The following is a 26,504-nucleotide window of genomic DNA, read 5'->3' as shown; positions in this document are numbered from 1 at the left end:
AGTATCGGGCCGTCTAGCTGCGAGGCTAGACATCCGTAGAGGACCCTACCGGCGTGTCGCCGGCCGTCGAGGCAAAACTAGGGCTGTCTAGCGTCCACGCTAGACAGCCCTAGTTTCGGGTAGCGGACGCGCTCCCTCAGCCCGTGCGTCGCTTCAGGCAGAGCACGTAGTCGAGGGCGTTGATCGGGTTGTCGCTGACGAAGTTGGCGGTCGCGTCCGGCGACGCCGTCTTGCACCGGTCGCCGTTCGTGGTGCCCGGGATGCGCAGCAGGACCTCGTACGTGTCCGGTCCGCACGGGACCTTCCGCAGGTCGGCGTTGGCGTCCGTGCCGTCGTTGACCACGCAGTCGCCCCTGACGAAGTCCCCGTCGTCGTCCTCGGTGGGGCTCGGCTCGGCCGTGGTCGGGGCGGCCGTCGGCACGTCGCTCGACTCGCCCGTCGGCACCGCCGACGCGGTCACCGTCGGCGCCGCGGAGCCGTCGTCGTCGGCCGCCTGCCAGATCCCCCACCCGGCCAGGCCGAGACAGGGGCAGAGCAGCAGCACGACCACCAGGGCGATGATCAGGCCGATCCGGCGGCCCCGGCCCGGCGTGGGCGCGGCGACGGGCGGTGGCCCGTACCCCGGGGGCGGCGGCGGGCCCCACGGCGCGGCCGGGCCCGGCTGGCCGGCGGGCGGGAAGGGACCGGGGGGTGGGTACCCGCCCGGCTGGCCGGCGGGCGGGAAGGGGCCGGGCGGCGGGTACCCGCCCGACTGGCCGGCCCCGGGCCCCGGCGGCGGGTAGCCCGGCTGCTCGGTGGGGTGGCCCGGCGGGCCCGGCGGATACGCGGCCTGGCCCGGCGGATACCCCGGCTGGTCACCGCCGGGTGGCGGGCCCCACTGCGGCAGGGTCGGGTCGACCGGCGGGCCGGCGGGCGGCCTGGCGTACGGGTCGTCGGGCGCGCCGGAGCCGGGCGGTCCGAAGGATGACATCTCTCCCCCAGGGGTGTGGCGGACGGAGGGCGCGGCACCGGACGAGCGGCGTCAGCGCAGCTTCGGCGCGGGTCAGCGGAGCTTCAGGCAGAGCACGAAGTCCAGGGTGTCCAACTGGCTGTCGAAGAAGTACCAGTTGGTGTAGCCGGCCACCTTGGCGCACTTCGCCTCGGCGTCCTTCTCCCCGCTGGTCTGCCCGTCGAACCGGCGCAACACCTCGTACGTCTTCGGGCCGCACGGGCTGATCAGCAGCTTGGGTTTGCCGCCCGACGGCCCCTCGTTGCGCACGCACTGGCCCACCTTGACGAACCGGGGATCCGCCGACGACTCGGGCGCCGGGGCGGTGGGCGCGCTCGTGGACGCCGCCGGGGTGTCCTCCGGCGTCGGACCGGCGCTGGGCGCGGCGGGACCCGCAGCGGGCGGCGGATCGTCCTGCCGCAGCAGATACCACACGGCCGCGCCGCCGACGAGCGCGAACACGACCAGGGTGGCCAGCACGGCGATCAGCGGACCCCGACCGCGCTTACGGCCCGCCTCGCCGGGGTAGGGCGGCAGCGGCTCGCCCGGATATGGCGGGCCCGGCTCGCCCGGGTAGGTCGGCACTCCGCCCGACCTCGGGTAGGGCGCGGGGGCCTGCCGGTCGTCCACGTACCGGTCCCCGGGGTGCGCCGGGCCCGCCCCCACCGGCCGGTAGACGTCGGTGTGCCCCGGGTCGTGCGGCCCCGGCCCGCCCCACGGGCCGGGCTGCGGCTCGCGGGGGCCGCCGGCCGCGAACCGGCCGGGGTCGCCCGGCCACGGCGCCCGGTCGGCCGGCGGGGGCCCGGGCTGCGGGGAACCGTACCGCCCGGCGGGACCCGGCTCGGGCGGATACCCGGCGTACGTCGGATCGGGACCCGGCTCCGGCCGGTAACCCGGATGCTGGCCCGGCTCGGGCGGGCGGCCGCGCTGCGGGCCCGGCTTGGGCCGGTAGCCGCCCTGCGGGTGCGGGGCCGGGTGCGGGGCGGGCCGGTAGCCGCCCTGCTGGGCCGGGCCGGGCCGGTGGCCGCCCTGCGCCGGGAACCCCGGCTCCGGCGCGCCCGGCCGGCGCGGCGGCGCGTCCGGGTCCGCCCAGGCGTCGTCCCCCCAGGAGTCCTCCGCCCACGGCTCGGCCGGCGTGCCGTACCCGTCGTCGGGTCGTCGCCCGGGTCTCGCCCCGGCGGGACCCTCACCCGGTGGTCCGTAGTTCGACATGCACACCCTCCTACCCCGAGCGGTGAGGCCGGCCACCAACCAGGGACGCCGACGCCGTGGTCACCGTAGCGTGGCGAACCGATGACATCACCACCCCGGCGGGTTACGCCACCCCTACCGAACGTGCCGGATCCGACCGGCGCGGCCGCCGCGCCGGCGGTCCGACCGGCGCTGATCTGGGCGGCGCTGGCCGTCGTCTACGTCCTCTGGGGCTCCACCTACCTGGCCATCCGGGTCGCGGTGGAGTCGCTGCCGGCCCTCGCGTCGGCCGGCCTCCGGTTCGGCGCGGCCGCCGTCGTGCTCGCCCTCGTCCTCCGGGTACGCCGGGGCGCCGGCGCCCTGCGCGTCGACCGGCGGCAGCTCGGCTCCGCCGCGCTCGTCGGCGTGCTCCTGCTGGCCGGCGGCAACGGTCTGGTGGTGCTCGCCGAGTCGGGGCCGCCCGGGACGGCGGTGCCCTCCGGCATCGCGGCGCTGCTCGTCGCCACGGTCCCGCTGCTGGTCGTCGTGCTCCGTACGCTCGGCGGCGACCGGCCCCGGGTGTGGACCTTCGCCGGGGTGACGCTGGGCTTCCTCGGCCTGGTCCTGCTCGTGCTGCCGACCGGCGGATCGGCAGCGGCACCGCTGGCCGGCGCGCTGACCGTGGTCGCTGCGGCCACCTGCTGGTCGGTCGGCTCCTTCCTGGCCGGGCGGCTACGGATGCCCACGGACCCGTTCGTCGCCACCGTCTACGAGATGGTCGCCGGTGCCGTGGCGCTGACCGTGCTCGCCGCCGCCCGGGGCGAACTGCGGGACCTCGACCCCGGGCAGGTCACCGGACGGTCCTGGCTGGCCCTCGCGTACCTGATGGTCGCCGGCTCGCTGGTCGCCTTCACCGCGTACGTCTGGCTGCTGCACCACGCGCCGATCTCGCTGGTGTCCACCTACGCGTACGTGAATCCGGTGGTCGCGGTCGCGCTCGGCGCGCTGCTGGCCGCGGAGCCGGTCACCGCGCAGGTGCTGCTCGGCGGCGCGGTGATCGTCGCCGGGGTCGCGCTCGTGGTCAGCATGGAACGCCCCGGACGGCGCACCGGGGCGGCGGCCCGACCGGCCCGGCGGTAGCGTCCGGCCGGTGCCCACCACCGGCGTGCCCGCTCTCGCCCTGACCGGCAGGCCGACCGTCGGAGTCCTCGCTCTCGCCCTGACCGGAGCGGTGCTCGGGGCGTTCGTGCCGTGGCTTGCGGGGCGCTGGGCCGGCGTACCCCGGCTCGATCCTGCCCGGGTCGGTGCTGGTCGACCCGGCGCGGGCCGGCGCGGCGGGGCCCGGGGGAGGGCGGCTGTGGCCTGGGCGGCGATGGCCGCCGTGGTCTTCGCCGGGCTCGGTGCCGCGCCCGGCGTCGGCCCGGCGCTGCCGGCGTTCCTCGCGGTGGCGGCGGTCGGCCTGCTGCTCGCGGCGGTCGACCTGGCCTGCCTGCGGCTGCCGGACCCCCTGGTCGGCCTGGCGGCGCTCGGCGCGGCGGCCGGGCTGGTCGCGGCGGCGGCCGACGGCCGGCCGGGCCGGCTGCTCGCGTCGCTGACCGGGGCGGGGCTGTCGTTCCTCGGGTACGCGCTGCTCGCCCTCCTGCCCGGCTCGCGGCTCGGCTTCGGCGACGTGAAGCTGGCCGCCGTGCTGGGGCTGCCGCTCGGCTGGCTGGGCTGGCCGGCGCTGCTGACCGGGCTGGTCCTGCCGCACGTGCTGCACGGGCTGGCCGTGCTCGGCCTGCTGGCCGCCCGCCGGATACGCCGGGACACGCTGCTGCCGCTCGGGCCGGCCCTGCTCGCCGGCGCCTGGCTGGCGACCCTCGCCGCCTGAGCCGCCCGCCACCGCCCCGCCCCGCCCCCACCGCGCCCGCCACCGCGCCCGCCGTGAGAAGGGGACCCTTCTCTACCTCAGGCGTTAACAGGGGGCCCTTCCTTTCACAGCAGGCGGAGCTGGCGGTCCTTCGGGCGGCGGGGCTCCGCCTCGCCGAGGCGTTCGAACAGCCCCGGGTCGATCACGTCGAGGAACGGCGTCGGCCGGCAGTCCCGCTCCGCCCCGTGCCGCGTACGCCGGGCCGCGTGGCTGACGTAGAGCCGGTCCTGGGCCCGGGTGAGGCCGACGAAGAACAGCCGCCGCTCCTCGGCGATCGCGTCCTCGTCGGGCGTCGAGCCGGGCCAGCGCAGCGGGAGCAGCCCGTCCTCGCAGCCGACGAGGAACACGACGGGAAACTCCAGCCCCTTCGCGGCGTGCAGGGTGAGCAGGGTGACCGCCTCGGCGCGCGGGTCGAGGGCGTCGACCTCCGCGCCGGTGGCGAGCTGGGACAGGAACAGCTCCAGGTCGTCGCCGCAGCGCCGGGCCAGCGGGGTGAGCAGGTCGACGGCGGCGCGGACCTCCTCGGGGCGCACCACGCCGGAGCCGTCGAGGGTGGGCGCGGCGAACCGGTCGGCGACCACCTGCGCGGCGAGCCGCACCCGGGCGGGCAGGCCGCCGGAGCCGTCGGCGTGCCGCAGCTCGCGGGCGATCGCGGCCACCCCGGGCCGGTCGCGCAGCCGGTCGTGTGAGCGCTTCTGCACTGGCACGTTGGCGCGGGCCAGGGCGTCCACGATGGGGGCGGCCTGCGCGTCGGTGCGGTACAGCACGGCGATGTCGGAGAAGGACAGCGAGGTGGACCGGCCGTCGATGCGCCCCGAGTCCAGCGACCGGTGGGACAGGCCGCCGACGAGGTCGTCGACGGTGCGTACGACGAAGTCGGCCTCGTCGGCGACGGACGCGGCGGCGTACCGGCCGACCAGCGGGGCCTCCGGGTCGAGCCGGGCCGGGTCGAGCCGGCGGCCCCGGACCAGCGACGACGGCGCGATGGCCTGGACGGCGGCGGCGAGGATCGGCGCGGACGAGCGGTAGTTGCGGTTGAGCCGCACCAGGCGGGCGTCGGTGAAGTCCTGCGAGAAGCGCAGGAAATAGCCGACGTCCGCGCCCCGGAACGAGTAGATCGCCTGGTCCGGGTCGCCGATCGCGCACAGGTTGCCGTCGGCGGGGCTGAGCAGCCGCAGCAGCTCGTACTGGACGGCGTCGACGTCCTGGTACTCGTCCACGAAGATCCACTGCCAGCGGTCCCGGTAGCGCTGCACCAGCTTCCGGTCCGCGCGCAGCAGCTCCACCGGCAGGGTGAGCAGGTCGTCGAGGTCGACCAGGTCCCGCTTGCGCAGCAGCGCGGTGTACGCCGCCTGGTCCTCCCCCGCCTCGGCCTTCGCCGCCGCCCGGTCGGCGTCGTCGGCGATGCGGAAGTCGGCCGGCAGCCCGGCCGCGCCCGCGTTCTCCCGCAGGACGGTCAGGCCCAGCGAGTGGAACGTGCCGACGGTGATGTCCTCCGCGACGGGCCCGAGCAGCCCGTCGAGGCGGTGCCGCAGCTCCTCGGCGGCCCGCCGGGTGAAGGTGATCGCGAGGCAGCGCTCCGGGAACACGTTCAGCTCGGCGCACAGGTAGGCGATCCGGTGGGTCAGCGTGCGGGTCTTCCCGGTGCCCGGGCCGGCGACGATCAGCAGCGGCCCGCCCGGCGCGGACGCGGCCACCCGCTGCATCGCGTCCAGCCGGTCCAGCAGCCCCGTGCCGACCTCCTCCATCCCGGCGAGCATCGGCTCGAACGGCTCGTGCGGGGAGGGCTGCGGCGGGATCGGCGGCGGCGGGGCCGGCGGCGCGGGCTTCCGCTTCGGCTCGGCCTTCGCGGCGGCCGGGCGCTTCGCCTTCGCCGCCGGCTCCGCGGCCGGTCGCTGCGCCGGCACGGGTACGTCGAACAGCGTCTCCGCCTGCGCCCCGGCTCCCTTCCCGCCCAGCTCCGCCGGGTCGAAAAGGGTGATCACCCCGTACTCCCCGTCGTAGCCGGGCACCCGGCGCACGTCGCCCCGGCGCAGCCGGCCGATGCCCTCGGCGAGCAGCTCCCCGCCGACCCGGCCGATCTCGTCTAGCGGGGCGCGGGTCAGGATCTCCAGCTCCGGGCCGAGCGCGGCCACCAGGTCGTTGAGCTTCCCCTCGACCTTCTTGGACTTCGGGCCCACCCGGTTCAGCTCGCCGAGGATCTCGGCCAGCGGCACCAGGTGGGTGACGTCCCGGGCGTGGGCCGGCCGGTGCCCCTCGGGCCGGTCGGCCAGCTCCTCGACGCGGCTGAGCACGCCGACGGTGAGCGGCTTGCCGCACTCGGGGCAGCGCCCGCCCGCCGCCCGGGTCCGCTCCGGCGACCAGTTGACGCCGCAGAGTCGGTGCCCGTCGGCGTGGTACTTGCCCTCCTCGGGGAAGAACTCGATGGTGCCGGCGAGCCCGTCGCCGGTGCGCAGCGCCTCGCGGATCGCGAAGTAGTCGCGGCCCGTGGCGAAGACCGTCGCCTCGCGGGCCAGGGCGGGCGGCGAGTGGGCGTCCGAGTTGGACACGAGCTGGTAGCGGTCGAGGCTGCCGACCCGCCAGTTCATCTCCGGGTCCGACGACAGCCCGGTCTCCACCGCGAAGACGTGCCCGGCCAGGTCGGCGTAGCAGTCGGCGATCGCGTCGAAGCCGGACTTCGAGCCCAGCGCCGAGAACCACGGCGTCCAGATGTGCGCCGGCACGAGGTAGCCGTCCGGGCTGGCCTCCAGGGTGATCTCCAGCAGGTCCCGGGAGTCGAGGCCGAGGATGGGCCGCCCGTCGGAGGCGATGTTGCCGATCCGCCCGAGGGTGGTGTTGAACCGCTCCACCGCGTCGAGGTCGGGCAGGTAGACCAGGTGGTGCACCTTGCGGGTGCGGTCGTCCCGCTTGTAGATCGTGGAGATCTCCACGCTGAGCATGAACCGGACCGGGTCCGCCTCCGCCTCGCTGGCCAGCCGGGGCGGCAGCCGGCGGGCGACGTCCCGCTCCGTCTCGGGGGAGAGCCGGTACAGGCCCGGCTCGGCCGGGTGCAGCGTCTCCCGCAGGTGGTCGTACCAGGCGGGGTGGGTGAAGTCACCGGTGCCGAGCACCCCGACGCCCTTGCGCCGGGCCCACCAGGCGAGGTTCGGGGTGGTCAGGTCGCGGCTGCACGCGCGCGAGTACTTCGAGTGGATGTGCAGGTCCGCGACGAACGGCGAGGGGCCGGCCGGGGGTACGGCGCTGAACGGGAGCACGCCGCATCCTGTCACGCCCGCCCCGACGCCCGCCCGCCGCCACGCGTACGCGTGACCTGAGCAATCCTTGTCTGGACACCGGGGCGAGGGCGCGGTACGCCGATCAGGGCGCGCGCAGCTCCACAAGGGTGACCTGGGGGTTCGCCCCCACCCGCACCGGCGGGCCCCAGAAGCCGGCGCCGTTGGTGACGTACACCTTCGTGCCGTCGACCTCGCCGAGACCGGACACGACCGGCTGCTGGAGCCGGACGGCCAGGTTGAACGGCACCATCTGGCCGCCGTGGGTGTGCCCGGACAGTTGCAGGTCCACGCCGAACTTCGCGGCCTCGACGGCGGCCACCGGCTGGTGGGCCAGCAGCACCACCGGGCGGCCCGGGTCCCGGTCGCCGAGCGCGGCGGCGAAGTCGGCGGGACCGGCCAGCCCGGTCCCGGCGGCGGTCACGTCGTTCACCCCGGCCAGGTCGAGCACCCCCGCCGGGGTACGGATCTCCTGGCGGACGTTCTGGAGCACCCGCAGGCCGAGCCGGTCCACCTCCCGCACCCACTCCTCCACGCCGGAGTAGTACTCGTGGTTGCCGGTGACGAAGAAGCTGCCGTAGCGGGAGCGCAGGTCGCCCAGCGGGGCCGCCGCCTCGCCCAGCTCGGCGACCGACCCGTCGACCAGGTCACCCACGACCGCGACGAGGTCGGCGTCCAGCCGGTTGATCATCGCGACGATGCGCTCGGTGTGCGCCCGGCCGCGCAGCGGGCCGAGGTGGATGTCGGAGACGGTGGCGATGCGCAGGCCGTCCATGCCGCGCGGGAGCTTCGCCAACGGGATCTGCACCCGGTCCAGCCGGGGCGGGCCGAGGGCGTTGCGCACCCCGTACCCGACGGTCCCCGCGGCCGTGAGGCCCGCGAAGATCGCCGCGCTGCGGGCCAGCAGCAACCGGCGGGCCGGGTCGTGGTCGGGCGGGTCGACGACCTCGGCGGCCGGCGGGTCGGCGGCGCCGGGCGCCCCGACGAGCACCGGCTCCGGCGCGGCGGCGGCCGGCTCGGCGGCGACGGCCCGGCGGCGCAGCGCCAGCCGGGCGACCAGCAGCGGCACCTCCAGGACGACCAGCACGACCAGCAGGTAGAACATCAGGGCCAACCACACGTAGCCCGGCCAGGCCAGCCAGTAGAGGCCGTTCTGGGTGCCGGCGAGCGTGGCCGGCACGAGCAGCGTGAGCAGCGCCGCCGCGACCGCGCCGGCCCGGCGCAGCCGCCGCGACCGCGTGGTGTCGGCGACCAGGCGCTTCCACAGGTAGAGGTGGATGAGGCCGATCACGACCAGCACGAAACCCACCAGAGCCACAACCGCCAACACCGAGCCTCCTCAGCCACCCGCGAACGGCGGCAGCACGTCGATCGTCGCCCCTGCCGGCAGCGGTGTCCGGCGATCGTGACAGGTCACGCCGTCGACCAGGAAACTCGCCACCCTCAGCACGGCGGCGAGGCGCTCGCCGTGCCGTCGTGTCAGTTCGTCCGTGAGTTCGTCCAGACCGCGGCCGGCGGATGCGGTCTCCTCGGCCGTGCCGGCGGCGGCCCGCGCCCCGGCGAAGTAGCGGATGGTGAGCTGGTCGGGCACGTCGTGGCGCACGGTCACCCGCCGATCGCGGACATCGGCCGGGCCGGCTGGAGGAACGTCGGGTCGTCGATGCCGTGCCCGGCCCGCTTGCCCCACATCGCCGCCCGCCACCGCCGGGCCAGCTCGTCGTCGTCCGCACCGGCCCGCAGCGCGCCGCGCAGGTCCGACTCCTCGGTGGCGAAGAGGCACGCCCGGACCTGCCCGTCGGCGGTGAGCCGGGTGCGGTCGCAGTCGCCGCAGAACGGCCGGGTCACGCTGCCGATCACGCCGACCCGGGCGGGACCGCCGTCGACCAGCCAGGTCTCGGCGGGGGCCGCGCCCCGCTCGGCCGGGTCGGGGGTCAGGTCGAACCCGGTGCGGGGCAGGCCGGCCCCGGTGTGCGGGTCGGCTTCGACGCGTGCGCCGGCTCCGGTGGGCGCGCCGGCTCCGGCGCGCAGGGTGGCGAGGATCTCGTCGGCGGTGACCATCGCGGCGCGGTCCCAGCCGTGCTGGGCGTCCAGCGGCATCTGCTCGATGAACCGCAGCTCGTAGCCGTGGGCCAGGGCGAAGCGGAGCAGCGCGGGGGCCTCGTCGTCGTTGACGCCCCGCATCAGCACACTGTTGATCTTCACCGGGGTGAGCCCGGCGGCGGCGGCCCCGGCCAGCCCGGCCAGGACGTCGGCGAGCCGGTCGCGCCGGGTCAGCCGGGCGAACCGAGCGGCGTCGAGGGTGTCCAGCGACACGTTCACCCGGTCCAGGCCGGCGGCCCGCAGCGCCGGGGCCAGCCGGTCGAGCCCGAGCCCGTTCGTGGTCAGCGAGATCCGGGGGCGGGGCGTCAGCGTGGCCACCGCCGCGACGATGCCCACCACGCCGGGACGGATCAGCGGCTCCCCGCCGGTGAACCGCACCTCGGTCACCCCCAGCCGCTCCACCGCCACCCGCACCAGCCGGACGATCTCGTCGTCGCTCAGCAGCTGCGGCCCCGCCAGCCAGGGCAGCCCCTCGGCGGGCATGCAGTAGGTGCAGCGCAGGTTGCACTTGTCGGTCAGCGAGACGCGCAGGTCCCGGGCGACGCGGCCGTACCGGTCGACGAGGACGCCGTCGGTCCCTCGCGCGGCGGTCACCGTTCGACGGTAGCGCGCCCCGCTCCGCGCAGGGTGTCCCGGGCGGCGGCACCGACCGCATCGCGGTACGCCGCGCCGAACAGGGCGGTGTGCACCAGCAGCAGGTGCAACTGGTGCAGCGGCACCCGCTCGCGCCACCCGTCGGCCAGCGGCCACGCCTCCCGGTAGGCCGCCATGATCCGCTCGCGGTGCGGCGGGCCGCCGAACAGCGCCAACTGGGCCAGGTCGGTCTCCCGGTGCCCGCCGTGCGCGGCCGGGTCGACCAGCCACGCCCGCTCGTCGGCCCCCCAGAGCACGTTGCCCGGCCACAGGTCGCCGTGCACCCGGGCCGGCGGCTCGTCGCCGCCGAACTCGCCGACCCGCTCGACGACCTGTTCCACCAGGGCGGCCTCGACGGCGGTGAGCGCGCCGGAGTCGACCGACATCCGCAGGTACGGCAGCAGCCGCCGCCGGGCGAACCACGCCGGCCAGGGGCCGGCATCAGGCGTGTTGTCCTGGGGGAGCGCGCCGACGAAGCCGGCCCACTCCGCGCCGAACGCGGGGGCCCCGGCACGGTGCAGCGCGGCCAGCTCCCGGCCGAACCGCTCGGCCGCCTCCGGCGTCGGCTCGCCGGGCTCCACCCAGTCGAGCGCCAACAGCTCCGGCAGCGCCACCACCACCTCCGGTACGGCCACCGCGCCGGCGTCCCGCAGCCAGCGCAACCCGGCCGCCTCGGCGGCGAAGAAGCCCTCCGGCACGGGCCGCCCCGCCCGCTGGGCGGGCCACGTCTTCGCGAAGACCGAGTGCCCGTCGTCCAGGGTCAGCCGGGACGCCGCGCAGACGTCGCCGCCGGCCACCGGCGTCTCCCGGATCCGCTGGTGGGTGAGGAACGTCGGGAGGTGCTCCGGATGCGCCCGCAGGTACGCCAGGTCCATGTGCGCAAGGTAGCCGTTACGCCGCCCTGCCGTGCGCGCCGCCCCTTCGGTGCGTCGTCGATGCAGTGCGCTGAGCTGGGTGAATACTGTGCGTAGTGTGGATGGCGCGGCGTGTCGTCCACAGGGCCTCCGGAGGTGCCCCCGCCCGGCCCACGCTGCCTGCATGACCCGTACCGACCCCGCCCGGCTCACCGTCCGGTCCCCCGCCGACCTCATCGCCGCCGTGCCCTACCTGCTCGGCTTCCACCCCGCCGACAGCGTGGTGGTGGTCGCCCTGCAGGGCCGGCGGATCGTCTTCGCCGCCCGCGCCGACCTGCCCGGTCCCGGCGACGACCCGCTGGACCCCGCCGTTCACCTGGCCGGCGTGATCGCCCGGCAGGGGGCCGAGTCCGCCACCGTGCTCGGCTACGGCGACGCGTCGGGGGTCACCCCGGCCGTCGACGCGGTACGCGACTCGCTGGCCGAGGCGGGGCTGGCCGTCCTCGACGCGCTGCGGGTCACCGGCGGCCGATACTGGTCGTACCTGTGCGACGATCTGGCCTGCTGCCCGCCCGACGGCACCCCGTACGACACCGGCACCAGCGAGGTCAGCGCGGCGGCCGTCTTCGCCGGCCAGGTGGCACTGCCCGACCGGGCGGCCCTGACCGCGCAGGTGGCCCCGTTCGGCGGGCCCGCGCGGGTGGCGATGCGTCACGCGGTCGACCGCGCCGACCGCAAGCTGGACGCTCTGATCACCGCAGCCGGCGAGGCCGACCTGCTCGGCGGCCGGGCGTTGCGCCGGGCCGGCATCGACGCCGTCCGTGCCGCCCTGCGGGCGAGTCGCCGGGGCGAGCGGCTCACCGACGACGAGGTGGCCTGGTTGACCCTGCTGCTGACCCACCTGCCCGTCCGCGACCACGCCTGGGAACGCACCGACGGGCGGGACCGGGACATCGCCCTCTGGACGGACGTCCTGCGCCGGGCCGAGCGGGATCTGATCGCCGCCCCGGGCTCGCTGCTCGCCTTCGCCTGCTGGCGGGCGGGGCAGGGGGCGCTCGCGGCGGTGGCGCTGGAACGGGTGCTGGAGGCGCACCCGAGCTACTCGCTCGGCCTGCTCCTCGACGACCTGCTGCGCCGCGGGGTGCCGCCGTCGCGGCTCGACGGCTGGCCGGCGAGCCGGCCCCCGGGGGTGCTCCGTCGCCGTCGACGTCGCCGTGGTCCCTGATCCTTCAGGCGGGTGCTGGTCGGCCCGCCCGTCGTGTTCGCTGGCCTGCTGGTGGAGTTGGCGCGCCGGTCCCTCCTGACTGTGTCGTCGCCTGCGACGGGTCCTTGATCGTCTGCTGAAAGGTGAGACGACGCGCCGGCGGGAGTGTCCGAAAACGACAGACGATCATGAAAGTGCTCGTCGGGTGAGCCGGGGAGGCGGCCGGCAGGACGGGCGGCAGGAGCCTCCTGCCGGGCGTCCTGCCTGGTTCGGGCGTACCACCGTGGGTTGACTCTCAGTCATGAAACGAACCTGGAAGGTGACCTCCCGCGTCCTCGCCGCAGGGGTCCTCGCCGGTGCCACGGCGCTGGCCGGTCCGGGGGCGGCCCCCGCCCCCGCGCAGGCCGCCCCCGCTCCCGGCGCGGAGGGCACGACGATCCTCGACCTGATCCCGGGCGGCACCCGGGACCGGATGGTCGCGCAGGTGCCGCTGGTCGACGCCGCGACCGGGCTGCGGGCCGCCGTGGAGCGGGGCCCGGCACGCGGGTACGCCGGGATCGGGCTGGTCGGCGACCACGTCACGCTCTGGTGGAAGGGTGGCCTCCCGGCCGACGTCGCCTCGGCCGTCGCCGTCGCCCGCCGGATCGCGCCGGTCGAGGTCGCCAAGGCGACGTACGCCAGGACCGAGCTGGCCGCCGCAGCCGCGCGGGTCGCGCCCGTGGTGGATGGCGACGCGGGCGACTCGGCGTACGACGTGCGGTTGCGTACCGACGGTTCGGGCATCGAGATCGCCGTCGACGACGCCGACGCGGCGCTGCCGAAGCTGCCGGCGACCGGGGTGCGCACCACGATCGTCGAGCGGGACCGGCTGGTTCCCCGCTCCCGCGAGGACGACTCCGCGCCGTGGAACGGCGGGGCCCGGATCTGGAACGACTCGGGCGCAGGCTGCACCGTCGGCTTCGGTGTGCGCGAGGTGGCAACCGGCACCAACCACCTGCTCAGCGCCGGGCACTGCGGCTCGGTGGGGTCGCAGTGGAGCGACGGCCTGGGCGAGCCGATCGGCGTGCAGACCCACAAGAACGCCGACCACGACACGATGCTCATCGGCACCGCGTCGGCCGGCGGCTGGCTCTACGTGGGCGGCTCGAACGACGAGGTGAAGGCCCGGGTGGTCGGCTGGACCGAGGTGTTCCCCGGCCAGCTCCTCTGCCAGTCCGGCGCGACGTCGGCCTGGGAGATCGGCGTCCCGGTCTGCAACCTTGAGGTGCAGTTCCACTACGACGACCGGGAGGACCTGGTCGAGGCCACCCAGCTCGACGGCGACGAGTCGGCCCGCAGTGGGGACAGCGGCGGCCCGGTGTACGCCGTCAACGCCAACGGCACCGTCCTGGCCGCCGGCACCACGACCCGTTCGGCGGGCCCCGGTTTCGGCTTCCAGGACTTCGCCACCGCCCGGGACGACTTCGGCGACATCGTGCCGGTCACCGGGACGGCCGCCACCTGCCGGGTGTCCTTCACCGTCGTCAACTCCTGGGGCACCGGGTACGAGGCGGCAGTCACCGTCTACAACGACGGCCCGCAGGTCACCGGCTGGAACGTCGGCTGGACGTTCGGCGGGAGCCAGGTCGTGCAGGGGCACTGGAACGGCGTCTTCCAGCAGACGGGCGCGTCCGTGACGGTCACCAACGAGAACCACAACGCGACGATCCCGTCCGGTGGCTCGGTGAGCTTCGGCTTCACGGCTAGCGGGTCCGCCACCAACCCGGCCCCGTTCACCCTGAACGGCGCCACCTGCTCCTGACCCCAGCTACCCACCACGGGTGGGTCCCACCGGGCGGGCACCCGGTGGGACCCACCGTTCTGCCGGCCACGCCGAACCCTCCGCACCGAACCGCCCCCGTCCGCGCCGCCCCCGTCCGCGCCGCCCCCGTCCGCGCCGAACCGCCCGCTGCGCCGCCCCCGCCAGCGCGCGCCGCCTCCGCCCGCGCGCCCCGGCCGCCCGGGCGTGAGAAGGGGGCCCTTCTCTACCTCAGGCGTTAACAGGGGGCCCTTCCTTACTCCTCCAGCGCGAGGAGTTCGCGGGCGTAGATGCGGGTCAGGCCGTGGAAGGCGTACCGGTCGCCGCGGGGCAGCAGCAGGCCGGCGTCGACCAGATCCTCGGCTGCGGCCGCCGCGCTCTCGACGTCGACGCGCGTGACGGCGGCGAGTAGGCCGGCGTCGAACTCCGTCCCCGGCACGAGGGACGCCCGCCGGAAGACCCCGGCGACCGTCGCGCCGAGCCGGCGGTACGACACGTCGAACGCCGCCCGGATGTCGAGGTCCCCGGCGGTCAGCGCGGTCAACCGGCGGCGCGGGTCGGCGAGCTGGGCGACGAGCTGGGCGACGGGCCAGCCCGGCCGGCTGGCCAGCCGGTTTCCGGCGACCCGGATCGCCAGCGGCAGCCGGCCGCAGAGCTCGACCAGCTCGGCCGTGCCCGTCGGGTCGGCGGCCAAGCGGTCCTCGCCGGTGATCGAGGCGAGTAGCCGCCAGGCGGCGTCCGGGGCGAGCAGCCCGACGGTGACGCGGACGGCCCCGGTGAGCCCGGTGAGCGGTCGCCGGCTGGTGACCAGGGTCAGGCAGTGCCGCGCGGCCGGCAGCAGCGGGCGTACCTGTGCCTCGTCGGCGGCGTCGTCCGCCACGATCAGCAGCCGCCGGTCGCGGGTGAGGGTGCGGAACAGCCGGCCCCGCTGTTCCGGCGGCCCGGGGATGGCCTCCTCGGGCACGCCGAGCGAGCGCAGCAGCCCGGCCAGCGCCTCGGCCGGGTCGACGCTGCCGGCGAGCGCGGCACCGGTGAACGCCCCGCCAGCGGACGCCCCACCGGCGGATGTGCCGTCGGTGAATGCCCCGTTGGTGGGCCCGGTGTGGGTGGGCGCGGTGCCGTGCAGGTCGAGGAAGAGCTGGCCGTCGGTGAACGCGGCGCCGAGGCGGTGCCCGGCGGCGACGGCGAGGGTGCTCTTGCCGGTGCCGGGCGGGCCGTGCAGCACGACGACGGAGGCGGTGGTGGCGCTGCCGTCGGTGACCCCGCTGGTGAGTTGGGCCAGCACGGCGAGCTCGGCCTGCCTGCCGACGAGGCTCGGCACGGCGGCGGGCAGCTCCGAGGGGACCACCGGGGACGCGGCGACGCCCCCGGGGCCGGGTGGCGGGCGGTGGCCGGCGCGGGCCAGACCGACGAAGCGGTCGCGGTCCACGCCCGCGAGGCCGAGCGCGTCGGCGAGCAGCGCGACCGTACGACGCTGGGGCGTCCGGACCCGGCCGCGTTCCATCTCCCGGATGGTGCGGACGCTGGAGCCGGACGCCTCGGCCAGCTCCTCCTGGGTCAGGCCGCGGGTGCCCCGCAGCGCCCGGAGCCACTGCCCGAAACCAGCTCGATGTTGCATGCCGACGCGCATGTCCCCCCACAGCCGTTGACACGTCCGCGCTCACTGAGCGTGTGTCGATCGTGGCACGGTGCTTTGGCGCGGCGGTATCCACAGTGGCGTGAGCATCGCCATAACAACCGGTGAGTAACCGGCCGACGCCGGCGATGCCGGTCAGGCCCTGCCGGCGTCGGCCTGCCCCGGCGGCCCGATGCGGTGGGCGCCCGTGTAGACGTTCATGGTCCGGCCGCGCAGGAAGCCGACGAGGGTCATGCCCGCCTCCTCGGCCAGGTCGCCGGCCAGGGTGCTGGGGGCGGAGACCGCCGCGAGCAGCGGCACCCCGGCCATCCACGCCTTCTGGGTTAGCTCGAAGCTCGCCCGCCCGGAGACCAGCAGCAGGTGCCCGGCCAGCGGCAGGCGGCCCTGCCGGACGGCCCACCCGACGACCTTGTCGACGGCGTTGTGCCGGCCGACGTCCTCGCGCAACACCACCAGTTCCCCGTCGCCGGTGAACAGGCCGGCCGCGTGCAGCCCGCCGGTGCGGTCGAAGTGACGCTGGGCGGCGCGCAGCCGCTCCGGCAGCTCGGCCAGCAGGGCGGCCGGCACGGCGAGCGGGTCGTCCGCGACGACGTACGGGGAACGGGTGCGCACCGCGTCGATGCTGGCCTTGCCGCAGACCCCGCAGGAGCTGGTGGTGTAGAAGTTGCGGGTCGGGTCGGCGGCCGGCTCGGGCACGCCGGGGGCGAGCACCACGTCGACCACGTTGTACGTGTTCGGGGTGTCCGGGCCGGCGCAGAGCTGGGCGGTGCGCACGTCCGCGTCGCCGCGGATCAGCCCCTCGGTGAGCAGGAAGCCGATCGCCAGGTCCAGGTCGTCGCCCGGGGTGCGCATGGTGACCGCCAGCGGCCGCCGCCGCCCCGGCCCACCCGGCCCGACCCGGATCTCCAACGGCTCCTCGACGGAGAGGCTGTCCGGCCGCCGGGTCGCGACGCGGGCCGGCTCGGCGGCGTCGAGGTCGATCCGCAGCACGTTCCGCCGGTCAGTCGCCCGTCCCATCCCGCCATCCTGCCCGACCGGCCGCCGTGGCGAGGCGCGGACCCTGGCTGCCGCCGGCCGTGGCGGCGAGGCTTGTCGCCGGGGATGCAACGGATCCGGCGGCGATCCCGTAGCAGGGGTGTCCGAGTGGCAAGCGGGGACGGGAAGAGGTGGGTGGCCTGTGAAGCGGCCTTCCGAACGGGATCGCGAGTTCACCGAGTTCGTGACAGCCCGGCGCGCCGCACTGGTGCGCGTGGCGACGCTGTTGGTCTCCGGTGACCTGGCCAAGGCCGAGGACGTGGTGCAGACGGCGCTGACCCGGCTGTATCTGGCGTGGCCGAGGGTGCGGCCGGACACCGCGTACGCGTACGCCCGGCGGTGTGTCGTGAACGCGGCGACGGACGAGCGCCGCAGCCTGTTCCACCGGCGGGAGCGGGTGCACGCGCAGCTGCCCGACGTCGTCGCCGGCGAAGAGCCGGGCGGCGACGAGGCGAGGGTCCTGGCGTTGCTGGCCACCCTGCCGGCGGGCATGCGGGCGGCGGTGGTGCTGCGGTACGTCGAGGGGCTCAGCGTCACCGAGGCCGCCGACGCGATGCGGTGCAGCGAGGGCAACGTCAAGAGCCAGAGCGCCCGGGGGCTGGAGCGGCTACGGCGGCTCCTCCCCACGCACACGTACGACTACGCCTGATCCGACCCCTGATCCGACTGAACGAAGGAGTTACCGACATGTCAGACGTCATGGACGTCCTGCGGACCCTGCCGGGTGCCGTCACGCCCGACCGGACCGACCCGGACGTGGTCGCCGGGGACGTGGCCCGGGGGCACCGGGCCCTGACCCGCCGCCGGCGGCAGCGCTTCGCGTGGTCCGGCGTCGCCGTGGCCGCCGTCGCCGTCGCCGTGGTGGGCGTGGGGCAGTTCGGCGGGGCCACGCCCACCACCACGGCCGCGCACGGGCCCGCCCCGACGGGGACGCAGGCGGTCCGGCTGCGACTCGTCGCCTACACCGGCGCCCAGCCGGTCGGCTTCAAGGTGAGCACCGTGCCGCAGGGCTGGCAGGTGGTCTCGTCGGACCGGAGCATGTTCGTGGTGACGCCGCCCGGCCAGCCCACGGCCCCGCCCGGCCCCGGGCGCGCCGTCAGCCTCCAGGGCAGCATCGCGGTCTCCCTGCAGAGCCTGTCCCGGCTTCCCGAGGGCGCGCCCGTGACGCGGGTCGAGGTCAACGGCAGGGCGGGTCAGCTCGGCTTCCCGTGGGAGGCGAAGGGCAAGCTGTCGGACATCCGGTGGCTGATCTTCCCGGACGCCTCGGGACGGCAGGTCCTGGTGCAGGTCCCGGCGGCGCTGGGCCTCGGCGACGACCAGATCGTCCGCTTCGCGGAGGGCGTCACCGTCACCGCCGAGGCGCAGACCGTGGGCGGCTGATCCACCAGCCTGCACGGCGGCCAGCGCCTCGACGGACCTCGGGGTTCGGGTCAGACGTTCGGTGACTTGCCGAGGCTCACACCGTTGGCCGCTCCGACCGAGTTGACCGGACCGCTCTGGGTGAGGGTCCGCCCGAAGCAGACCGACCACGAGTTCGCCCCGACCCCCGACGACGAGCAGACCCAGTCGCCCAGGTAGCCGCCCGAGGAGGTGTACAGGTCCATCGCCGCTGTCACGGAGTAGAGGCTGGAGCGGTTGTTGCGCACGATGACCGCCGCCTGGACGGCTCCTCCGCCCGAGGACCTGATCGCGCAGACCTGCGCGAGCACGTCGGTGACCACCGTCTTGGTGCTGGCGCAGTGCCACGTGCTGGGGCTGGAGGTGATCGGGTTGGTGTTGCCGTAGGCACGCCAGGAGCCGGCTTCCGTGGCCGCGGCGGGGCCGGCCGTCGCCAGGCTCAGCCCGAGAACGGTGCTTGCCACGGCCGTGGATCGCACGGCCATCCGGGTGACTCCCATGTGTATCCCCTCTCGGCTCCGATGGAGATGGAACTGAGGCTGGAGCCTAGCGGGGTGTCCGATTTCGGTGGGACGCGCATTTTACATTGACTTTTCCTAATGATTTTGGTTGCCGGTCGGTTCCTCCGCCTCACCGGAGAGGGCCTCGGCCTCACCGGCCAGGACGCTCTCCAACCAGCTCGCCACGAGTTCGGCGACCGCGTCCGGCGGGGGCATGGCGATGCCTACCGCGTTCTCGCGTCGCCACAGCTCGAAGATCACCCGCTCCTGCGGTTCGACGACGGTGTGGCCCCCGTCGCGCAGCGTCTCCACGTGCCCCTGGGTGGTCTTCTTCGTCCACATCGACCTGTTCATGCTCGGGAAGAAGATCGCCGGGCGTTCGCTGGCCAGCAGGGCGGTCTGCGCGGGGGTGCCGGCGAGGCCGAGCGCCGCGGCGGCGATCGTGCCGGCGGTCGCCGGCAGGACCACGATGCCGAGCGAGCGCCGGGCGAACTCGGTCGGGTTCAGCGCGGGGTCGCCGCTGGCGTACACCTCGTCCGCGTACCAGGCGGCGACCTGGGGCTGCACGAACCGCTCGGCGCTGGCGGTGAGCAGCACCCGCAGCGGCAGGTCGATCTCCTGGCGCAGCCAGGAGAGGTAACCGGAGGTGGCCATGGCGGCGCTGGAGCCGCAGATGATCACCGAAAGCGCGTCGTCTCGCATCCGGACAGCGTCGCGGCGCGGGGACGCCGGCGACATGGGGGAACGACCCCATCTTCGCCCCCGCCCACAGGCGGGAGTTTGGGGGCCGTCCCCCATGCCGCCGGGCATGCCCGGCTGGCAGGTTCGTCCTCAGCCGGCCGCCCCAACGACCAGCCGGCCGAGGAGGTGAACGGGAATGAAGAAGATCACGATCCGCAAGACGGGCTCCATCAAGCTCACCACGTCGGCGCCGCTGTACTGCACCGACTGCTGCTGACCGGTCCGGCCGTCCCGGCCCCCGAGCCGGGACGGCCGTCGCCGGTCCACCCCCGGGGAGGCCCCACCCGTAAGGCCCGGTCCACGCGCTGGAGGAGCGATGTCAAGCACCCGCCTGGAGTTCCATCCGCTCACCTACGTGCCGGAGCGGGACGGGGTGACGGTCGGCCGGGTCGACGCCGCGTCCTTCGCCCTGCTGCCCGAGGACGGTGTCGCGCTGCTGCGCCGGCTCGCCGACGGGATGCCGGTCGGTGAGGCCGAGCAGTGGTACCGGCACACCTTCGGCGAGCCCGTCGACATGGCCGACTTCGTCGACACGCTGCGCGAACTCGGCTTCGTCCGCGCCGACGGGGAACCGCCGGCCACCGCGCCGGACGTACGCTTCCGCCGGCTCGGCCGGGCCGCCTTCTCCCCGCCGGCCTGGGCCGCGTACGCGCTGATCGTGGTCGCCGCCGCCGTGGCCATGGTGTCCCGGCCGGAGCTGCGGCCGCACGCCTCGAACGTCTTCTTCGTCCCGTCGCTGCTGGCCGTGCAGCTCGGGCTGGCCCTGTGCCAGTCACCGGCGATCCTGTGGCACGAGTGGTACCACCTGCTCGCCGCCCGCCGGCTCGGCCTGCCGACGAAGCTGCGGGTCGGCCGCCGGCTCTACTACGCGGTGGTCGAAACCGAGCTGGACGCCCTGCTCACCGTGCCGGCCCGGCAGCGCTACCTGCCGATGCTGGCCGGGCTGCTGGCCGACGCGGTGCTCTTCGGCGCGCTGGTGCTCGTGGCCTGGGCCGGCCTGTCCGACGGCCTGTCCTGGCCGGGACGGCTCGCGCTGGCGGTGGCGTACACGGTGCTCCTGCGGATGTCCTGGCAGTGTTACGTCTTCCTGCGCACCGACCTGTACTACGTGGCGACCACGGCGCTGGGCTGCACCAACCTGGACGAGGTGAGCCGCGCCTGGCTGCGCGACCGGCTCGCCTGGCTGCCCGGGGTGCGCCGGGCGGACCTGGCCGACGACGACTGGTCCCCGCGCGACCGGCAGCTCGCCCCCTGGTTCGCGCTGATCACCTGCGGGGGAGTGGCGGCGCTGCTGATCACCGTCACGCTGTGGACCGCGCCGCTGGTGCTGGAGTTCGCCTCCCGGGTCTTCACCGCCCTGGCGCACGGCTCGCCCACCGGCCCCGGCTTCTGGGACTCGGTCGGCTCGCTGCTGCTGGTCACGTTCGAGATCGTGCTGCTGCCGCTGCTCGCCGGGCGTACCCGACGGCGGGCCGCCCCCGCCACGGAGCCGACGCCGGCCCGCTGACGGCCCCGCCCGGCCGCCTCCCCTCCGACACCCCACCGCGAACCAATGCCCCACCCAAGCGAGGAGCAACGGCATGACTGCACACCAATGGCGGATCGGGCCGGCGTCGGTCGACGGCGAGCAGGTCGATCTCGCGGTCGACTGCCACCGGGGCCTGCGTGGCCCCTACACCGGGCTCGGCAGCGTGCTGCGGCAGCTCGTGCCGCAGGCGTACGAACGTTGGCCCGACCTCGTGCAGCGGCACCTGACCGAGATCCTGTCGGCCGCCCCGGAGCTGCGTGGGACGCTCGACGCGGCCCCCGAGACGCTCACCTCGCTGGCGGTGCCCGAGGAGCGGACCCGGATCTACCCGGCCAACCGCACCCGCCGGCTGGCGCACGGCGCGACGGAGTTCCTCGCCGGCCACGCCACCCGCGCCGGCCGCCTCCCGCTGCGGCTCGCGTTCGACCGGGTGGACCAGGCGGACCCCACCGACCAGGAGTTCCTGGCCATCTTCCTGCGACGGGTGCGACCCGACGTGGTGCGGGTGCTCGTCGGCACCGACGGCGCACCGCTGGAGCCCGAGCTGACCGGCGCCCTCGACCGGTACGCCGACCGGCTGCCGGAGCTGCCCCGGGCCGCCGGCCCGGCCGGGCGCGGGCCGGAGGAGCTACTGCGGGCGTACGTCGACGCCGACGGCACCTCCACCGACCCGGCGGAGTCGGCCGCGTACCGGCGGGCCGACCCGCAGGCGCGGACGGCGCTGCACGACGCGCGCGCCGCGCTGCTGCGTGCGCGGGGCGAGTGGAGCCTGGAGCTCGGCGCGATCCCCTGGCACCTGGAGCGGGGCAACGACCCCGCCGGGGCCGGCGCGGAGGCGTTGTACGAGGCGGCACGGCACTGCGGCGCGCTGGGCTACTACCACGCGGTGATCGACTACGGGACCCGCGGCCGGGCGATCGTCGACCCGGACACGCAGATGGAGCGGTTCTGGCTGCTCAGCACGCGGGCGAGCTCGGCGATGGTGGTGCTCGGCCGCACCGTCGAGGCGGAACCGACCTACCTCGACCTGCGCAGCCGCTACGCGGACCCCGAGTTGCAGATGTCCACCGGGTACGCGCTGGCCATGCTCTACACCCGTTTTCATCCCGAGGAGCTGAAGGATCACCACCTGGCCCGGGGCTACATCAACAACTCCATCGCGATCGCCTCGCTCCTGCCCGACCCGCAGAAGCGCGCCTTCCACTCGGTGTTCCAGAACAACGGGCTGGCGCTGATCGAGATGCGGCTCGGCCGGGTGGCGGCGGCGCTGCGGCTGGTCGACGACGGGCTCGACCGGCTCGACCGGGAGCTGCCCGGGGACAAGCACCGGCTGCACCGCTCGGTGCTCGTGCACAACCGGGGCAAGGCGTACCTGGCCCTGGGCCGGCTGGAGGAGGCCCTGGTCGACCTGACCCGGGTCATCGAGCTGGACCCGAACTACGCCGACTACTACTTCGACCGGGCCGACGTGCGGCGGCGGCTCGGCGACCTCACCGGCGCGGTGGCCGACTGCGACACGGCGATCAGCCTGTCGCCGCCGTTCTTCGAGCTGTACTACAACCGGGCCGACCTCAAGGCCGAGCTGGGCGACCTGCCCGGGGCGATCGCCGACTTCGGCTACGTGGTGGAGCTGGAGCCCGACCAGCTCGACGCCCGGGTGAACCTGGTCAGCCTGCTGCTCGACGACGGGGCCGTCGACGCCGCCCGCCCGCACGTCGAGGAGGGGCTGCGGCGGCACCCCGCAGAGGCCCGGCTGCTGCACCTGCGGGGCGTGCTGGCGCTGGCCGACGGGGCGGAGGCGGACGCCCGCCGCTACCTCGACGAGGCGCTGGCGGCCGACCCGGGGCTGGTCGCCGCGCTGGCCAGCCGGGCCGCCCTCGCGTTCGACGGCGGGGACCACGGCAGGGCCGTCGCCGACCTGACGGCCGCGCTCGCGGCGGACGGCGACAATCCGGACCTGCTCTACAACCGGGGGTTCGTCCACGAGGCGGCCGGCCGGTGGGCGGAGGCGGTCGCCGACTACGACCGGGCCCTGGAGCTGCCCGGCGCGGACCGGGCGGAGCTGATCGGCCGGCGCGCCCGCTGCCAGGCGGAACTCGACGGGACCATCGCCGGCGGGCCCGGCGGGGCGGCCGGGCGGCCGGACCTGGCCGGCGCGCGATGACCACCACGGTCCCCCACCGCGCGACGACCGAACGGGACCGGGCCGTCCCCTCCGGCGGCCCGGGGCCGGACCGGGCCGCTCCGGTCGGCCCGGGGCCGGACCAGGCCGTCCCGGTCGGTGGGCCGGAGCTGCGCGAGTTCATGCGGAACTGGGCCACCGGCGTGGCGGTGGTCACCAGTCGCGCGGCCGGGCACCCCGTCGGCTGCACCGTGAACGCGTTCACGTCCGTGTCCCTGCGTCCGCCGCTGCTCCTCGTCTCGCTGGCCCGGACCAGCCGCACCCTCGCGGCGATCACCGCCGAGGGCGGTTTCGCGGTGAACCTGCTGGGCCGCCGGCAGCGCGCGCTGGCCGACCGGTTCGCCACCGGCGTCGTCGAGGACCGGTTCGCCGGGGTGGCGCACCGTGCCCTCGACGGGATGCCGCTGCTCGACGGGGCGATGGCGGCGGCCGTGTGCGCGGTGACCCAGCTGATCGCCGCCGCCGACCACGTGCTGGTGCTCGGCGCCCCGTACTGGTGCGAGGCCACGGGCGACGCCGACCCCGCCGTCTTCCTCGGCGGCCGTTACCGGACGGTCAGTCCGGCCTGACCTGCTCGCGGACCCGGGCGGCGTAGCGGCTCAGCGCCGCCCGGTTGGCCTGCTCGGTCTTGGCGATCAGGCTCGCCACGTGCTTCTCCACGGTGCGCGGCGAGATGAACAGCTCGCTGGCGATGCGCCGGTTGTCGGACCAGTCCGCCATCAGCTGGAGGACCTCGTACTCCCGCTCGGTCACGCCGATCATCCGCAGCGGCTGCGGGACCCGGCTCCCGGTGCGCCGGTGCGGCACCACCACCCCGAGGTCGCGTAGCTGGGCCCGGCAGGCGCGGGCCGGCGCCGGCACCCCCGCCAGCCGGAAGTACTCCTCCGCGCCGCGCAGCCAGTCGACCGGCTCACCCCACCGGTCGGCGTGCGCGCAGGGTGCGACGAGCCGCAGCCCGAGGTGGAGCGCGACCGGGTGGGCAGGGGCCCGGCGGAGGGCCGCCACCGTCGCGCCGGCGGCCTCCCGGTCGCCCCGACGACCCAGCAGCACCGCCCTCGCCAGCAGGGCGAACTGCCGGTTCCAGTGCAGCCGCCCGGCGGGCGTGCCACCGGCGTCGCCGCGACGCACCCCGTCGGCGTCGCCGCGCAGCACGGCCAGCAGCAGGGCCAGCCCGTGCTGGCCGGCGAGCGGATAGGGCGCGGGACAGCCGGCGTCGTACGCCGCCGCCCGGTCCAGCTCCCGGCGCGCCCGCACCGGGTCCTCCTCCAGCAGCGCGCACACCGCCCCGGCCATGCCGTACGCGAGGGCCGCCGCCTCCCCGCCGTCGCCCGGTAGGCCCGCCAGCACCGCGTCCAGCTCGTGCCGTCGCCCGCGGTGCCCCGCGCAGACGGCCCGGACGAGCGACAGCAGCGGCCCGGACTCGCCCAGCCCGAGCCGCTGCGCCTCGGCCGCGCACTCCCCGACGAGCCGCTCGGCCCCGGCGTACTCGGCCCGCAGGGCGAGGTCCCAGGCGAGCCGGACCTCGACCGCGTGGCGCAGCGCGTGGGCACCGAGCTGCCGGGCCCGTTCCGCGCCGCGGGCCAGCCCGTCGGCGTCCCCGGTCAGCAGCCACCGCTGCTCGGCGAGCAGGACGGCGGCCCGGGTGCGCCACAGCGGCAGGTGGTGCCGCTCGGCGATCCGGCGCATCCGGGCGAAGCAGGGCTGGGCCGCCTCCGGCCCGGTCCGGCGGGCCAGCACGCCCCGCGCCTGCCAGCCGAGGCAGGCGACGCCGGGCAGCCCGGCGCTCTCCGCCGCCGCGGCGGCGCGCGTGGCGAGCCGGGTGGCCCGCCCCGGGGCGTCCAGGCCCAGGTGTGCGGCGACGGCGTCGACCGGCGCGGTCTGCCGCTCCGACGCGCCGGGACCGAGCAGCGTCCGGGCGGATTCGAGCTGCGCGGCGGCGTCGGCGCGCCGCCCGGCGAGCAGGGCGAGCCTGGCGAACAGGACGTGCACGGCCGCCAGCCGCTCGGGCGGGACCGCCGGGTGGCACAGGTCGTCGAGGCTGTCGAGCAGCCGCAGCCCGCGCCCGGCCTCGCCGCTCTCCAGCAGCGCGCACAGCAGCTCGTGCAGCACGTCGGCGCGCAGTGCGACGTCGACCCCCGCCGTCGCCAGCCGCCACGCTTCGTCGAGGGTCGCGGCGGCCGACCCGAGCCGCCCGGCGTTGAGGTCCCGACGGCCTGCGAGGGCGAGCAGCCGTACGGCGCCCGGCACGTCGCCCGCCAGCCGGGTGAGCCTGGCCGTGAACCGGCACCACTCCCCGGGTAGGCCCGGGTGCAGCTCGTTCACCGCGTCCACCGCCTGATCCGCGAGAGCGGCCTGGTCGGTGGGGGTGAGCTGGCCGAGCAGGGCGACGGCGGTGGTGGTGGTTCGGAACGCGTACCAGTCGTGGTCGCCGCCCTCGGCGGTGACGAGGCCGGCCGTGACCGCCGCGCGCAGGTGCCCGAGCAGGTCGTCCTGCCCCATCTTCAGCGCCAGGCCGAGCACGGAGACCGGGAACCGCTCGCCGATCACGGCCGCGGCGGTGAGCAGGTGCCGCCCGGCGGGGCCGAGTCGTTCGGCCTGGTCGGTGACGCTGCGCCGCACGGTCGTCGGCACCTCGGTGCGTACGCCGTCGACCAGCCGGCACCCGTCGGCCTGCACCACCAGGTTGCCGCTGTCCAGCATGGCGCGGAGCAGCTCCGCAGCCAGGAACGGGTTGCCGGCGCTGTCGCGGCAGAGCCGGTCGAGGACCGGCTCCGCTATCCGCTCGGCGTCGAGGCCCAGCCGGGACGCCACCAGCAGGCGTACGGCGTGCCGGCCCAGCGGTCCGAGGCGCAGGACCGTGCCGCTGTACCGTCGGCCCAGGGCCTGCGCCAGGTCCCACGCCGGCCCCGGCTCGGCGCGGAGGGTGGCCAGCAGCAGCGTGCCCTGGTCGGCGAGGTTGTCGGCCAGGTACTCCACCACGGCCAGGGTCGCCGGGTCGGTGTCGTGCAGATCCTCCAGGGCGAGCAGGCAGCCCCGCCCGGCCCCCGTGACCGAGAGCAGCCGCAGCACCGCCTCGGCGAGCAGCACGGGCGACGGGGAACCCGCCGCATCCGCCGCCAGGTCCACGGGGATGAGCCGGCCGAGGGCGGACCGGTAGGGCCGCAGGCTCGCGTGTTCGAGGACGGGCTCGGTGCGGGACAGGGGGGCGAGCGCCTCGGTCAGGGGGCGCAGCGCCACGGCCCGGCCGGTCGAGCCGGCGCGGCCCAACAGCACCGCCATGCCGGCCTGCCGCCCGTGGTGCGTCGCCTCCAACGTCAGCCGGGACTTCCCCAGGCCGTCGCCGCCGACCAGGAAGATCGCTCCGCCGCAACCCGCGCGGGCCTGCTCCAGCGCCTCGCGCAGCAGCGCACGCTCGGAGTCCCGGCCGACCAACACGGGCAGCTCCGGGTGGTGGTCACCTGCTGACATGTGCACCTTCCGTCCACCTCGAAGAACGTCCCGCCCGGCTGAAGGAGCGGTCGTGACCGGCCGGACCCGAGGAGTGGGGCGGACATCG

General features: G+C 75.9%; 21 protein-coding genes. 9 read left to right on the top strand and 12 right to left on the bottom strand.

What is annotated here, in order from left to right; translation table 11 throughout:
• Nucleotides 1-136 precede the first annotated feature (136 nt).
• Both O7628_RS12030 and O7628_RS12025 read right to left on the bottom strand, forming a co-directional pair.
• Nucleotides 137-970 (bottom strand): hypothetical protein, encoded by an 834-nt coding sequence (locus tag O7628_RS12030; protein ID WP_278130397.1) that lies wholly within the window; start codon nt 968-970, stop codon nt 137-139.
• Nucleotides 971-1,042: 72 nt separating this feature from the next.
• Complete coding sequence (locus O7628_RS12025) at nt 1,043-1,525, bottom strand: hypothetical protein (RefSeq protein WP_278136291.1); 483 nt, start codon at nt 1,523-1,525, stop codon at nt 1,043-1,045.
• A 798-nt stretch (nt 1,526-2,323) separates the two neighbouring features.
• Between O7628_RS12025 and O7628_RS12020 the strand changes: the two genes are divergently transcribed.
• Both O7628_RS12020 and O7628_RS12015 read left to right on the top strand, forming a co-directional pair.
• Nucleotides 2,324-3,298, top strand: a complete 975-nt coding sequence (locus tag O7628_RS12020; protein WP_278130395.1) for an EamA family transporter — start codon at nt 2,324-2,326, stop codon at nt 3,296-3,298.
• Between the two features lie 10 nt (nt 3,299-3,308).
• Nucleotides 3,309-4,028 carry a prepilin peptidase gene (locus O7628_RS12015; protein ID WP_278130393.1) on the top strand — a complete coding sequence of 240 codons (720 nt, stop codon included), beginning with the start codon at nt 3,309-3,311 and terminating at the stop codon, nt 4,026-4,028.
• A 104-nt stretch (nt 4,029-4,132) separates the two neighbouring features.
• On the opposite strand, the gene O7628_RS12010 is transcribed toward O7628_RS12015, so the two are convergent.
• From O7628_RS12010 to O7628_RS11990, 5 genes are all read right to left on the bottom strand, one after another.
• Entirely contained in the window at nt 4,133-7,321 is a 3,189-nt protein-coding gene (locus O7628_RS12010; protein ID WP_278130390.1) for a UvrD-helicase domain-containing protein, read from the bottom strand.
• Between the two features lie 103 nt (nt 7,322-7,424).
• The gene (locus O7628_RS12005; RefSeq protein WP_278130388.1) at nt 7,425-8,669 is read right to left on the bottom strand and encodes a metallophosphoesterase; all 1,245 of its coding nucleotides are present in this window, start codon (nt 8,667-8,669) and stop codon (nt 7,425-7,427) included.
• Between the two features lie 9 nt (nt 8,670-8,678).
• A complete protein-coding gene (locus tag O7628_RS12000) occupies nt 8,679-8,930 on the bottom strand; it encodes a MoaD/ThiS family protein (RefSeq protein ID WP_246384233.1) in 252 nt (83 codons plus the stop codon).
• A gap of 14 nt (nt 8,931-8,944) precedes the next feature.
• Entirely contained in the window at nt 8,945-10,033 is a 1,089-nt protein-coding gene (gene moaA / locus O7628_RS11995) for a GTP 3',8-cyclase MoaA (RefSeq protein WP_278130385.1), read from the bottom strand.
• Nucleotides 10,030-10,947, bottom strand: coding sequence for a fructosamine kinase family protein (locus tag O7628_RS11990; RefSeq protein WP_278130383.1), 918 nt, complete (start codon nt 10,945-10,947; stop codon nt 10,030-10,032). Before O7628_RS11990 ends, moaA begins: the two co-directional genes overlap by 4 nt.
• Before the next feature lie 163 nt (nt 10,948-11,110).
• Here O7628_RS11990 and O7628_RS11985 point away from each other — a divergent pair, with 163 nt between their 5' ends.
• Entirely contained in the window at nt 11,111-12,151 is a 1,041-nt protein-coding gene (locus O7628_RS11985) for a DUF4192 domain-containing protein (protein ID WP_278130381.1), read from the top strand.
• A gap of 280 nt (nt 12,152-12,431) precedes the next feature.
• Nucleotides 12,432-13,931: a cellulose binding domain-containing protein gene (locus O7628_RS11980; RefSeq protein WP_278130379.1), complete on the top strand. Its 1,500-nt coding sequence runs from the start codon at nt 12,432-12,434 to the stop codon at nt 13,929-13,931.
• 253 nt (nt 13,932-14,184) lie between these two features.
• Here O7628_RS11980 and O7628_RS11975 read toward each other — a convergent pair whose 3' ends face one another.
• Together O7628_RS11975 and fdhD are read right to left on the bottom strand one after the other, a co-directional pair.
• On the bottom strand, nt 14,185-15,546 hold the full coding sequence (locus O7628_RS11975) for a helix-turn-helix domain-containing protein (protein WP_278130378.1): 1,362 nt from the start codon (nt 15,544-15,546) through the stop codon (nt 14,185-14,187).
• Nucleotides 15,547-15,699: 153 nt separating this feature from the next.
• Nucleotides 15,700-16,581 (bottom strand): formate dehydrogenase accessory sulfurtransferase FdhD, encoded by an 882-nt coding sequence (gene fdhD / locus O7628_RS11970; RefSeq protein ID WP_278130377.1) that lies wholly within the window; start codon nt 16,579-16,581, stop codon nt 15,700-15,702.
• Between the two features lie 160 nt (nt 16,582-16,741).
• Between fdhD and O7628_RS11965 the strand changes: the two genes are divergently transcribed.
• Both O7628_RS11965 and O7628_RS11960 read left to right on the top strand, forming a co-directional pair.
• On the top strand, nt 16,742-17,248 hold the full coding sequence (locus tag O7628_RS11965) for a sigma-70 family RNA polymerase sigma factor (protein WP_278130376.1): 507 nt from the start codon (nt 16,742-16,744) through the stop codon (nt 17,246-17,248).
• A gap of 38 nt (nt 17,249-17,286) precedes the next feature.
• Nucleotides 17,287-17,979 (top strand): hypothetical protein, encoded by a 693-nt coding sequence (locus O7628_RS11960; protein WP_278130375.1) that lies wholly within the window; start codon nt 17,287-17,289, stop codon nt 17,977-17,979.
• Between the two features lie 50 nt (nt 17,980-18,029).
• Here O7628_RS11960 and O7628_RS11955 read toward each other — a convergent pair whose 3' ends face one another.
• Together O7628_RS11955 and O7628_RS11950 are read right to left on the bottom strand one after the other, a co-directional pair.
• Nucleotides 18,030-18,461: a hypothetical protein gene (locus O7628_RS11955; RefSeq protein WP_278130374.1), complete on the bottom strand. Its 432-nt coding sequence runs from the start codon at nt 18,459-18,461 to the stop codon at nt 18,030-18,032.
• Nucleotides 18,462-18,593: 132 nt separating this feature from the next.
• Nucleotides 18,594-19,199: a flavoprotein gene (locus tag O7628_RS11950; RefSeq protein WP_278130372.1), complete on the bottom strand. Its 606-nt coding sequence runs from the start codon at nt 19,197-19,199 to the stop codon at nt 18,594-18,596.
• 355 nt (nt 19,200-19,554) lie between these two features.
• Here O7628_RS11950 and O7628_RS11945 point away from each other — a divergent pair, with 355 nt between their 5' ends.
• The 3 genes from O7628_RS11945 to O7628_RS11935 all read left to right on the top strand — a co-directional run bounded on the left by O7628_RS11945 (nt 19,555) and on the right by O7628_RS11935 (nt 23,517).
• Nucleotides 19,555-20,745 carry a hypothetical protein gene (locus O7628_RS11945; protein ID WP_278130370.1) on the top strand — a complete coding sequence of 397 codons (1,191 nt, stop codon included), beginning with the start codon at nt 19,555-19,557 and terminating at the stop codon, nt 20,743-20,745.
• A 73-nt stretch (nt 20,746-20,818) separates the two neighbouring features.
• Nucleotides 20,819-22,930 (top strand): tetratricopeptide repeat protein, encoded by a 2,112-nt coding sequence (locus O7628_RS11940; RefSeq protein ID WP_278130368.1) that lies wholly within the window; start codon nt 20,819-20,821, stop codon nt 22,928-22,930.
• Entirely contained in the window at nt 22,927-23,517 is a 591-nt protein-coding gene (locus O7628_RS11935; protein ID WP_278130367.1) for a flavin reductase family protein, read from the top strand. Before O7628_RS11940 ends, O7628_RS11935 begins: the two co-directional genes overlap by 4 nt.
• Here O7628_RS11935 and O7628_RS11930 read toward each other — a convergent pair.
• The gene (locus O7628_RS11930) at nt 23,504-26,416 is read right to left on the bottom strand and encodes an AAA family ATPase (RefSeq protein WP_278130365.1); all 2,913 of its coding nucleotides are present in this window, start codon (nt 26,414-26,416) and stop codon (nt 23,504-23,506) included. The two genes, O7628_RS11935 and O7628_RS11930, sit on opposite strands and share 14 nt — an antisense overlap.
• Between the last annotated feature and the right edge of the window lie 88 nt (nt 26,417-26,504).

It is taken from the genome of Micromonospora sp. WMMD956, assembly GCF_029626125.1.
Classification (GTDB): Bacteria; Actinomycetota; Actinomycetes; order Mycobacteriales; family Micromonosporaceae; genus Micromonospora; species Micromonospora carbonacea.
Note: the sequence above shows the minus strand (reverse complement) of the source record. Positions and strands in the feature narration are given on the sequence as shown.

Coding starts and splice junctions, on each gene's coding strand:
- O7628_RS11985 (WP_278130381.1), top strand. CDS start 11,111: ATGACCCGTACCGACCCCGCCCGGCTCACCGTCCGGTCCCCCGCCGAC.
- O7628_RS11990 (WP_278130383.1), bottom strand. CDS start 10,947: ATGGACCTGGCGTACCTGCGGGCGCATCCGGAGCACCTCCCGACGTTC.
- O7628_RS11980 (WP_278130379.1), top strand. CDS start 12,432: ATGAAACGAACCTGGAAGGTGACCTCCCGCGTCCTCGCCGCAGGGGTC.
- O7628_RS11945 (WP_278130370.1), top strand. CDS start 19,555: ATGTCAAGCACCCGCCTGGAGTTCCATCCGCTCACCTACGTGCCGGAG.
- O7628_RS11940 (WP_278130368.1), top strand. CDS start 20,819: ATGACTGCACACCAATGGCGGATCGGGCCGGCGTCGGTCGACGGCGAG.
- O7628_RS11960 (WP_278130375.1), top strand. CDS start 17,287: ATGTCAGACGTCATGGACGTCCTGCGGACCCTGCCGGGTGCCGTCACG.
- O7628_RS11975 (WP_278130378.1), bottom strand. CDS start 15,546: ATGCAACATCGAGCTGGTTTCGGGCAGTGGCTCCGGGCGCTGCGGGGC.
- O7628_RS11930 (WP_278130365.1), bottom strand. CDS start 26,416: ATGTCAGCAGGTGACCACCACCCGGAGCTGCCCGTGTTGGTCGGCCGG.
- fdhD (WP_278130377.1), bottom strand. CDS start 16,581: ATGGGACGGGCGACTGACCGGCGGAACGTGCTGCGGATCGACCTCGAC.
- O7628_RS11935 (WP_278130367.1), top strand. CDS start 22,927: ATGACCACCACGGTCCCCCACCGCGCGACGACCGAACGGGACCGGGCC.
- O7628_RS11950 (WP_278130372.1), bottom strand. CDS start 19,199: ATGCGAGACGACGCGCTTTCGGTGATCATCTGCGGCTCCAGCGCCGCC.
- O7628_RS12030 (WP_278130397.1), bottom strand. CDS start 970: ATGTCATCCTTCGGACCGCCCGGCTCCGGCGCGCCCGACGACCCGTAC.